The organism is Microcoleus sp. (assembly GCF_049646505.1).
GTDB lineage: Bacteria > Cyanobacteriota > Cyanobacteriia > Cyanobacteriales > Microcoleaceae > Microcoleus.
In genome coordinates, this window is sequence record NZ_JBARVX010000404.1 from 1 (window position 1) to 10,075 (window position 10,075).

Annotated in this window: 9 protein-coding genes and 1 pseudogene; 6 read left to right on the top strand and 4 right to left on the bottom strand. The window is 44.1% G+C overall.

Annotation, left to right across the window (positions count from 1 at the left end):
• From WBA89_RS20080 to ureC, 5 genes are all read left to right on the top strand, one after another.
• Positions 1–813, top strand: an 813-nt coding sequence (locus WBA89_RS20080) for an urease accessory protein UreD (RefSeq protein WP_424408948.1), incomplete at its 5' end; no start/stop codon positions are given.
• Between the two features lie 163 nt (positions 814–976).
• Positions 977–1,279, top strand: a complete 303-nt coding sequence (gene ureA, locus WBA89_RS20085) for an urease subunit gamma (protein WP_015179363.1) — start codon at positions 977–979, stop codon at positions 1,277–1,279.
• Between the two features lie 33 nt (positions 1,280–1,312).
• On the top strand, positions 1,313–1,624 hold the full coding sequence (locus tag WBA89_RS20090; protein WP_424408949.1) for an urease subunit beta: 312 nt from the start codon (positions 1,313–1,315) through the stop codon (positions 1,622–1,624).
• 50 nt (positions 1,625–1,674) lie between these two features.
• Positions 1,675–2,685 (top strand): DUF91 domain-containing protein, encoded by a 1,011-nt coding sequence (locus WBA89_RS20095; protein ID WP_424408950.1) that lies wholly within the window; start codon positions 1,675–1,677, stop codon positions 2,683–2,685.
• Positions 2,682–4,490 carry an urease subunit alpha gene (gene ureC, locus WBA89_RS20100; protein ID WP_424408951.1) on the top strand — a complete coding sequence of 603 codons (1,809 nt, stop codon included), beginning with the start codon at positions 2,682–2,684 and terminating at the stop codon, positions 4,488–4,490. The genes WBA89_RS20095 and ureC overlap by 4 nt, the downstream gene beginning before the upstream one ends.
• Before the next feature lie 232 nt (positions 4,491–4,722).
• Here the strand turns inward: ureC and WBA89_RS20105 are convergent, their stop codons facing one another.
• From WBA89_RS20105 to WBA89_RS20115, 3 genes are all read right to left on the bottom strand, one after another.
• Complete coding sequence (locus WBA89_RS20105) at positions 4,723–5,352, bottom strand: hypothetical protein (RefSeq protein WP_424408952.1); 630 nt, start codon at positions 5,350–5,352, stop codon at positions 4,723–4,725.
• Between the two features lie 314 nt (positions 5,353–5,666).
• Complete coding sequence (locus WBA89_RS20110; RefSeq protein ID WP_424408953.1) at positions 5,667–7,358, bottom strand: S8 family peptidase; 1,692 nt, start codon at positions 7,356–7,358, stop codon at positions 5,667–5,669.
• Between the two features lie 194 nt (positions 7,359–7,552).
• Positions 7,553–8,449: an aspartoacylase gene (locus WBA89_RS20115; protein WP_424408954.1), complete on the bottom strand. Its 897-nt coding sequence runs from the start codon at positions 8,447–8,449 to the stop codon at positions 7,553–7,555.
• 244 nt (positions 8,450–8,693) lie between these two features.
• On the opposite strand from WBA89_RS20115, the gene WBA89_RS20120 reads away from it, so the two are divergent.
• Positions 8,694–9,620: a LysR family transcriptional regulator gene (locus WBA89_RS20120; RefSeq protein WP_424408955.1), complete on the top strand. Its 927-nt coding sequence runs from the start codon at positions 8,694–8,696 to the stop codon at positions 9,618–9,620.
• 173 nt (positions 9,621–9,793) lie between these two features.
• Here WBA89_RS20120 and WBA89_RS20125 read toward each other — a convergent pair.
• Positions 9,794–10,075: pseudogene (locus tag WBA89_RS20125) on the bottom strand (four helix bundle protein); the annotation flags it as partial.

A 10,075-nucleotide genomic window follows, 5' to 3' on the forward strand; every position in this document is an offset into this window, starting at 1 on the left:
AATTTAGTCTACGCCAACCGCAGCGGCTCAACTCAAATCATCCACAATCAAATGCAAGCGCCCCTCAAGGTGCAGCGCCCGTTTTATCCTGAAGGGAAAGAGGTTTGTCACAGCGTCATTTTGCACACGGCTGGGGGAGTTGTCGGGGGCGATCGGCTTTCCAGCAATTTTCACCTCCAACCCAACACCAAAGCCTTGATTACCAGCGCCGCTGCTAGTAAAATCTATCGCAGCAGCGGACTAAAATCACAACAAAATATCGACATCAAACTAGAATCTGGTACTAATTTAGAATGGCTACCGCAGGAAACAATCGTTTTTGACGGCGCAATTTATCAGCAAAATCTGCGGGTAGAATTAGCACCGACAGCGAGGATTTTGCTGTGGGAAATTACCCGGTTTGGACGCAGTGCTAGGGGCGAAAAGTTCTTGTCGGGAGAATGGCGATCGCACACCGAAGTCTGGCAACAAAACAGCCCTCTGTGGATTGACAGACAATTGCTCAAAGGTGGATCGGAAATGCTCGAAAGTCCTCACGGTTTAGCAGGAAAACCCGTAGTCGCCACCCTCGCTTGGATCGGCGAACCAGTCACTACAGAAATAGTAAAAAAAGTGCGAGCTTTGCCATCTGAGGCAACAATTTATCCTGGTAACTCCACCGCCGGCGTGACTCGTATTCCTAACGGTTTGCTGTGCCGATATCGCGGTTCATCCACCACCGCAGCTAGAGACTGGTTTGTCAGCATTTGGCACTTGCTGCGCTTATCTTTTTCAGAACGCCCTTGCTGTTTGCCCAGAGTTTGGATAAAATAGGATAATCTTTTAGTTTCAAGGTATAGTTGCCCTCCTAACTAGATTATTCATCTCTCTCTTCTGGAGACTCTGCGCCCTCTGCGCCCTCTGCGGTTCAATCATTCACAAACAACCGTAAACGATATCATAACCAAATAATGCGATCGCCCTTACCAGAATAAAAATGCAACTCACCCCCCAAGAAAAAGACAAACTACTGATTTTTACCGCCGCCCTGGTAGCAGAGCGCCGAAAACAAAGAGGCTTAAAATTGAACTATCCAGAAGCACTAGCCTACATTTCCGCCGCGATTTTAGAAGGAGCAAGAGACGGCCTCACCGTCGCAGATTTAATGAGCTACGGGACAACTCTCCTGACGCGGGAAGATGTCATGGAAGGGATACCGGAAATGGTGCACGAAGTGCAAGTTGAGGCGACTTTTCCCGACGGCACTAAACTCGTTACAGTACACGATCCGATTCGTTAAATATTCCACCGCAACAACTCGCAGGAGATAGATATGATTCCGGGAGAAATGATTGTTTCAGCAGGCGAAATTGAATTAAATGCAGGGCGTGAAACAGTGCGATTGCTGGTAGGGAATACGGGAGACAGACCGATTCAAATCGGTTCCCACTATCACTTTTATGAAGCGAACGAAGCCTTGGCATTTAATCGAGAACAAGCAAAAGGAATGCGGCTGGATATCCCCGCAGGTACAGCAGTCCGATTTGAACCCGGAGATGAAAGGGAAGTGCAATTAGTACCGTTTGTCGGCAGTCGTGAAGTCTACGGCTTTAACGGGAAAGTCAACGGTAAGTTAGATGGATGAGACTTGTTTGCCGAGCTTAAAAAGAATAATTAGTAGGATTATAATTCGATATGTCAGATCAAATTAGATTGTGGCAAATATCAAAGGATAAATTGAATGAAATTACCGAATCTAAGTTAGACTTAGAATCGCGTTTGGAAACCTGGTTAGATCGTGATATTTCAATCCTAGCAGACGATCTCTTGGTAATTGGTCGGCAAGTGATTACTGATTATGGTGGACAACTTGACCTTTTATGTATAGATAGGAACGGAGATTTAGTCATTGTTGAGTTAAAGAAGGACAAAACATCAAGAGAAGTAACAGCACAAGCCTTGGATTACGCCTCATGGGTTAAGGATTTGTCAAAAAAGAGAGTTACAGAAATTGCCAATGCTTATTTACTGACTAAAAATGGCAGTAACTTAGAAGATGCTTTCTGTGAGAAGTTTAGATCGGATTTCCCTGATATTTTGAATTATCAGCACAACATTATAATTGTAGCTGCACAGATAGATAGTAATTCTGAAAGGATTATTAAATACTTGTCAGAAACTTATGGTGTGAGAATCAATGTCGCAACATTCCAGTATTTCCGTGACTCAAGCGGTAGAGAGTTACTAGCAAGAAAAATGTTGATTGATGCTGAAATAAAACCTGTAAATATATCCAAAAAAAATCCCAACTTGACCCTAGAACAATTATCTGAAATGGCAGATGGCAATGAATTTGGAAAAGTGTATAGACTACTTTATGACGAAGTGGTACCAGATATATTTTGGATAAATACAACAACAAAAGGTCTGGCATTGAGAGAAAGAAGTCGAAATGGCAAACTTATCTTAAATCTTTTGTTAACTGAAAGCACGCCTAGGGATGGTCTAAAAGTTAAGGTATACATAGATAGAATTTCCAACTATTTAAACATTGATGCAGAAGAGTTTGCTGATTTGTTACCTAACTATCAAGAAATAGAACAAGATGATTCCTTTGGTTTAATTGCTGAAGGATTCTTTAAAACAGAAGAACAGGTTAAGCAGTTTGTGGCAAAATTAAATCAAGTAAGGAGTGCATTAATATGAGTTACAGAATGGATCGTCGCGCCTACGCGGAAACTTTTGGGCCGACAACGGGCGATCGCGTCCGGTTAGCCGATACAGAATTATTCATTGAAGTTGAACAAGACTTCACAACCTACGGGGATGAAGTTAAATTTGGCGGCGGCAAAGTCATTCGCGATGGTATGGGACAGTCGCCTATTTCTAATGCTGACGGTGCTGTTGACACGGTAATTACTAATGCTTTAATATTGGATTGGTGGGGAATTGTTAAAGCAGATGTCGGGATTAAAGACGGCAAAATTTACAAAATTGGTAAAGCCGGAAATCCTTACATTCAAGATAGAGTAGATATTATTATCGGGCCGGGTACAGAAGTGATTGCCGGTGAAGGAATGATTCTCACTGCTGGGGGAATTGACTCTCACATTCACTTTATTTGCCCGCAACAAATAGAAGTGGCGATCGCCTCTGGAATCACGACAATGATCGGCGGCGGCACTGGCCCCGCAACGGGTACAAACGCCACAACTTGCACTCCCGGCCCTTGGCATATGTACAGAATGCTGCAAGCAGCCGACGCTTTCCCGGTGAATCTGGGATTTTTAGGTAAAGGAAATAGCAGTCAACCTCAAGGATTAGTCGAACAAGTTTTTGCCGGTGCAATGGGTTTGAAACTCCACGAAGATTGGGGAACTACGCCATCGACGATCGACAATTGTTTGAGTGTAGCTGACGAGTACGACGTGCAAGTTGCAATTCACACCGATACTCTCAATGAAGCTGGATTTGTGGAAGCGACAATTGCGGCTTTTAAAAATCGGGCAATCCACACTTACCACACTGAAGGTGCTGGCGGCGGACACGCACCGGATATTATTAAAGTCTGCGGCCAAGCTAATGTTTTGCCTTCCTCTACTAACCCGACTCGCCCTTACACTGTCAATACTTTGGAAGAACATTTAGATATGTTGATGGTTTGCCACCATTTGGATCGGGGGATTCCTGAAGATGTGGCTTTTGCTGAGTCGAGAATTAGAAGGGAAACTATTGCTGCTGAGGATATTTTGCACGATTTGGGCGCGTTTAGTATGATTTCTTCTGACTCGCAGGCGATGGGAAGGGTTGGGGAAGTGATTATTCGGACTTGGCAAACGGCTCATAAAATGAAGGTGCAAAGGGGGAATTTACCCCCCCTAACCCCCCCTTATCAAGGGGGGGGAACAAGAGGGATAACCCCCCCTTATCAAGGGGGGGGAACAAGAGGGATAACTCCCCTTTATCAAGGGGGGGAAATAGAGGGAGAAAATGACAATTTTCGGGCGAAGCGGTACATTGCAAAATATACAATTAATCCGGCGATTACTCACGGAATTAGTCAGTATGTGGGCTCGGTGGAAGAGGGGAAATTGGCGGATTTGTGTTTGTGGCGGCCGGCTTTTTTTGGGGTGAAACCGGAGTTGGTAATTAAGGGAGGGGCGATCGCCTACGGGCAGATGGGAGACGCTAACGCCAGCATTCCCACGCCGCAGCCGGTGCATATGCGGCCGATGTTTGGCAGTTTTGGCGGTGCGATTGGGGCGACTTGTTTGACGTTTGTTTCTCAGGCGGCGCGCGATCGAGATATTGCCGCACAGCTCGGTTTGCAAAAGCCAACTGTAGCAGTTTCGGGCACGCGGCAGATTAGTAAAAGAGATATGAAACTCAACGATTATTTGCCGCAGATGGAAGTCGATCCAGAAACCTATGAAGTGAGGGCGGATGGGGAATTGTTAACTTGCGAACCGGCAACTGTTTTGCCGATGGCGCAGAGATATTTTCTGTTTTAACTGACATCTTGCACCATTTTCAAGAACAGGCAAGATGCCTGTTCCACAAGAGATGAATTTATTTTGTGGAGCAGGCATCTTGCCTGTTCATAAAAGGTTTATTGACAATGGTGCAAGATGTGAGTTTAACCGATTATACAATCATGTAGGGGCGGGTTTTACCAAGAATGTTTGCCAAAAACCGACAATCTCAAAAACCCGCCCCCACCCAACGGCAAATCTTCATCTTACTTCATTTTGCATTTGATTTATTGTTATAAAAATCGATCGATCGCACGATCGAACCCTGACACACAAACCAAAAATAAAGTGCAATATTAATCCCGCTCAACAGCTTCGGAATTCCCTCCAACAAGCTCGAAACAATCTCGTTTTTTAAAGGCAGCGCTTCTGCAAAAAAGGCAACAAATAACAACCCAACTCCGCTCAACAGTAAAGGGTAGGGAGTCAATTTAATTTGCCTCCTAAAAGTTAATCCGTATGCCACTGCCAGTACGGCATAAAATATAACAATTGTCACCTTCGGAAAACCCGCACGTCCCAGATGAACGTGGGTGCGAAAAACTTCATTGAACAAAAAGCAGCCTGCAAACATTGCCGAATATAAAATAAATCGATTTTCCGGGCGATTTGGTTGAATAATTTTCAGCAACCCAAAGGTAAAAGCGCATACCATTACCGATAAATAAAATAACATTTGGAACGCCAAGAAAAAGAAACCAGCACCCGGATACGTGGCGGAGCAAGGCGGCAAAAATAACCCTTTTACCGAAGAACCGAATAAACTCAAGCACCCAGTCACTAGCCCAACTAGCAGTAAAGTTAGGCTGTTAAAAAATAATACAGTTTTGTAATTCGCCATGACTCATGAGTAAAAACTAACAACAGTATATGGCGCGTCAAACCATTTTTTGCTAGGGCTTGTGTACGGGGGTTCAGAAACCGGGTTTTTTACGAAAATACTGCGTTGTGACCCGCAAATTCGGTAAAAAACTCGGTTTCTCTGTCGGAGTGGGTAAGTTGCGATCGTGTTCTTTGGGTAAAGGTGAAATATTCGGTGAATCGACTAATGTTTCTGAATAGACTTCTCCAAAAATTATATTATTGTGGAACAGACATCCTGCCTGTTCAAGACTTGCATTTCTGGAGAATTTTAATAGTTGCTGCCTATTTTCCCTAGGCTATTATCTTATTTGAATTGGCTGTTGAAATCAAGATTTGCTCAACTTGAGCTGGAGTTAGATTCGGATTGGCACTCAAAACTAAAGCCGCTACACCCGCTACGTGAGGGGCAGCCATCGATGTGCCTTCGTAGGTTTTATAAGTGTTATTTGGAGTTGTAGAAAGGATGTCTACTCCCGGTGCAATTACGTAATCCAAAGGTGCGGAACCTGCACGGTTAGAGAAGTCAGCCATCTTGCTATTTCTATCGACGGCTCCGACAGCAATTCCAAAGCTATCGGCATTTCTAGCTGGATAATCTGGTTTGCTAAAACCATCATTTCCGGCTGACATGACGACAACAACTCCTTTGTCTGTTGCATACTTAATTGCGTCATCAATTTCCCTGCTAGGAAACCAGCCGCCCGCACTATAGTTAATTACATTAGCTCCATTATCAGCAGCATAGCGAATTCCAGCAGCAACATTAATCGAATTACCGAAACCAAATGTCGGCAAAACTCTCACAGGCATAATCTTGGCATCGGGGGCAACTCCTGTGATGTGAAAACCATTGCGTTCGGCCGCGATCGCACCTGCTACGTGAGTCCCGTGACCGAAAAGCTGACCATTTCTTAAAAACTTCTCGTCCATCGGGTTGTTGTCGTTACCCACAAAATCCCAACCCCGAATATCATCAATATATCCGTTGCGATCGTCGTCAATACCGTTGTTGGGAATTTCACCCGCATTCTGCCAAATATTGGCATCTAAATCGAGATGGGTGTAGTCAACGCCGGTATCGACGACAGCTACAACAATCCCATTTCCGGTAATTCCCCCCTGCCAAACTTCCGGCGCATTTACCATGTCTCTTGCCCAATCATTCCCGCCCAAATTAGGAACTTCTGGGAACTTAACTGGACTGTTAAAAGTGCGGGCTACTGCTGCATTTGCATCCACTAAACCGTATCCGTAATTGCTGCTAAAACCAGTAGCAGGTGTTGCAGTAAGCTCCAGGTTGTAATTCTTATAGCCAGAGTAACTATAAACTCCGACATAGTAATCTCCGGGAGTCAGACCAAATAAATTTATCTCGCCGGATGCACCTGCTGAGGCATAATCCCTGCCAATAATTTCATCATAATCAGCCTTACCGTTGCGATTTTTATCTTGAATCAACTCGATGCCGGCCCCATTCAAAACGTCGAGACGCAAGGTTAAATCGCTATTGCTGTTAATAGTAAAGCGGTAATAATCATCGTTGTCGTCAACTCCGACAAAATCATTGAAGGTGAGGCGATTGTTATCAACGACACCAATATTGCGTGCAGTTGCTAAGGAGTTGCCTGGGTCTGATAAATCCAATTGAGAAGCCGTTCTCGTTCCTGTGAGGGGATCTGTACCCACAGCGATCGCATCTGAGTTCGATTGTTGTCGATCGGGAGATGTACCGCTAGCGGCTCGATCGTTGGCCCAGTAACTGAGGCTATCGCTGCTTTGGGCTACTACAAAATTTGCTATTTGTTGTTGTTCGCCGATCGCCATCGCTGTCAAATTATCAGTGTCAAAGCCGTTGCTAGGGACGCTACCGTTAAATTGACTGGATGCAGTGAAAAAGTTAAGCCGATCGCTGTTACCAAAGGTTGTTAATGCTGCTGTGAGCTGCTGTTGGCGATCGATTGCTATACCGAGCGTACTTTCCATAAATTCACTCCTGATAATTTGAGATTAACTTGTGTTGAGGAGAGACAATGGTTGATTTGAAATTAATCAACATTCTTCCATAGGCGAGATCGTCTGTCAATTCATAAATTCATTGCTTGAATTCATAAAAGTCATAAGCCTAGTTTCATAAAAGTCATAAGCCTAGTTTCATAAAAGTCATATTTTTCGGCAAGTTATGCCGTTTCAAGCTGAAGCTGTTGTTTTTCCGTCAAAACCATCGCTATGTGTTTTTCGTAATAGGCAGCTTCGTTAATGAATACAGGGAAAACAGTAGATTCTCCTGAATAGGGGAGCGATTCTCCCGTAAATGTGAGAAACATCGGTTCACCGGGATGCAAGGGTTCATAGTCTTTGAACTGAAGTTGGGGATGGATCGCAGCTTGCAATTCGCCTACTGAATTTCTGGGATAGTCTATTGAGCCGATCGCCTGATATACAGTTAAATGTGATGGTGTAGGAAGCGGTTTTCCCCGATTTTGTGCATCGAGATAATCCAGAATGGCGTGAACCAGCATTTCGGTTTGCTGCAACTGACGGGCGTTAATGACTCCCTGGGCGATCGGCCCAACTTCTACGGTGCAACCGAAAGCAGAGAGCGATCGAAGCATTGGGGCATCGTTACCGTAATGCTCCCCCAAACAAACTCGCACTGAGGGATCGATCTCACTCAAATAGGCTAATAATTGCAAATTGAATGGATGTTTGCTAGATGGTAAAATTGTCAGCCCCATGTTGGCCGTTGTGCTGTGAAGGTCGAGGATTGCATCAGCCCCATGTTGGTCTTTCGGACATAGTTGGGCCCAGATTTCCTTAGCACGCCTGTCCTCGTAACCCCTCAAATCTGGGTTAGACAAATCTTCCTCGCCAAAGCAACGGTTCAAATCGCGATCGACATAACGCCGATTGAACTTTACCGCTTGAGGATTAGCTAATAGAGTAACCACCTCAAAGCTCGATCGTTTCAGCAAGTCTGGGAATTGTTGAAACTTCTTAATCAGATAAACCCCAGTCAACTCGTTTCCGTGGGTTCCTCCCACAACTGCAACTCGTCGAATTACGTGCGAAATCATGAATAATCCTCATTAAGCAATACTTAAATGGGTAGTTTTTGCCGAAATTATTAACTCTTACTTTCACGATAAATAATTGATTGCTATATGTCAAATACTTGTTTATATATAACAATATACTTAAAAAATATAGTATTTAAAATTAGTTAAAATAGAGAATGCAACTTTATACCAGTGTTCCAAACCATGATAGTAATCATTCATTCCCAATCGTTCAATTCTAAAATCTAAAATCGTATAACCTATGGAACTTCGCCATCTCCGTTACTTCATTGCAGTGGCAGACGAACTGAGCTTTAGCCGCGCGGCAAAGCGATTGCACATGGCCCAACCGCCCCTAAGTCAACAAATTAAAGATTTAGAGGCCCAATTGGGTGTGAAGCTATTCGATCGCAAAAGTCGCCCGCTTCAGCTAACCCCAGCAGGACAGGCGTTTTTAGAAGAAGCTCGCGCAACTTTGGTACAGTTAGAACAAGCGGTACATAAAACACAGCGAATTCATCAGGGTGAATTGGGCTATTTGACGGTGGGTTTTCCCAGTTCGATCGCCAATGGTATCTTTCCAGAGATGCTGCGAACTTTTCGACAGCGATATCCAGAGGTACAACTGATTTTGCAGGAAGAACATAGTGCTTCCCTAATTCAGAGGTTGCGCGATCGCCAGACTGATATCATTTTTCTCTATCTCTACCACGATATTTCTGAAGCCAATGATTTAGAAACGATGTCTCTCACGCAAGAACCACTTGTCGCCGTTTTACCCAAAAACCATCCACTTGCAGCCCAATCCAAAATTTCGCTTTTCGATCTAAAAGAGCAAGAATTTGTAATGCCCCTTCATCAGATTGTGGCTGGCTTATCTGAGGAAATTTACCATGTATGTTCGCAAGCTGGATTTATTCCTAAAGTTGCTCAAACAGCCGTCTTTATGGTCACAATTTTGGGATTAGTCGCAGGCGAAACAGGTATCAGCATTCTGCCATCTCACGTACAGAATCTTCAACGCGAAGGAGTAGTCTATCGTCCGATTCAGGAACAAACGACAACCACTCAATTAACTGCTGTTTGGCGGCACAATCATTCGTCCACCATTTTGCAGCAATTCCTCGATATCATTAAAACCTTCTCAATTTATATCAATCCTTGCAAGAGTGGTGACAAACATGCATAGGTAAAAAGCTTTGAAAAGTCAATGAGATTCATCCTGAAAGAGCAGCCGTAAGGTGTGCAACCTGCACCCTACATATAGCACTTCTTAGGTTTCTGGAGGTACTCACGGGCATGGGGCATGGGGCATGGGGAATTGGGCGGAGCGAAGCGGAGGGATGGGGCTTTTTTTGTAATTTATTCCCTGTGTCCTATTGAACTCAAATAAGCGTTAAGTTTTGGTAGTAACTTATCGACAATTGGTTTAAATTTGCTTACTTCTTCGCTTGTGATAAGTTGTCTAGCTTATGCTAATCTTAACCAGTTTACGGTTTCGTACAAAGAGCCTAAGCGCAATTTTTACAAAACGCCGATTATCGGGAGTCATTATAACGACCTCTTCCTTCAGCAATATTAGCACAGACACTATCAGCAGACCGAACGATCTGTTTGCCGATCGTATCTTTTGTGAAGTAATCC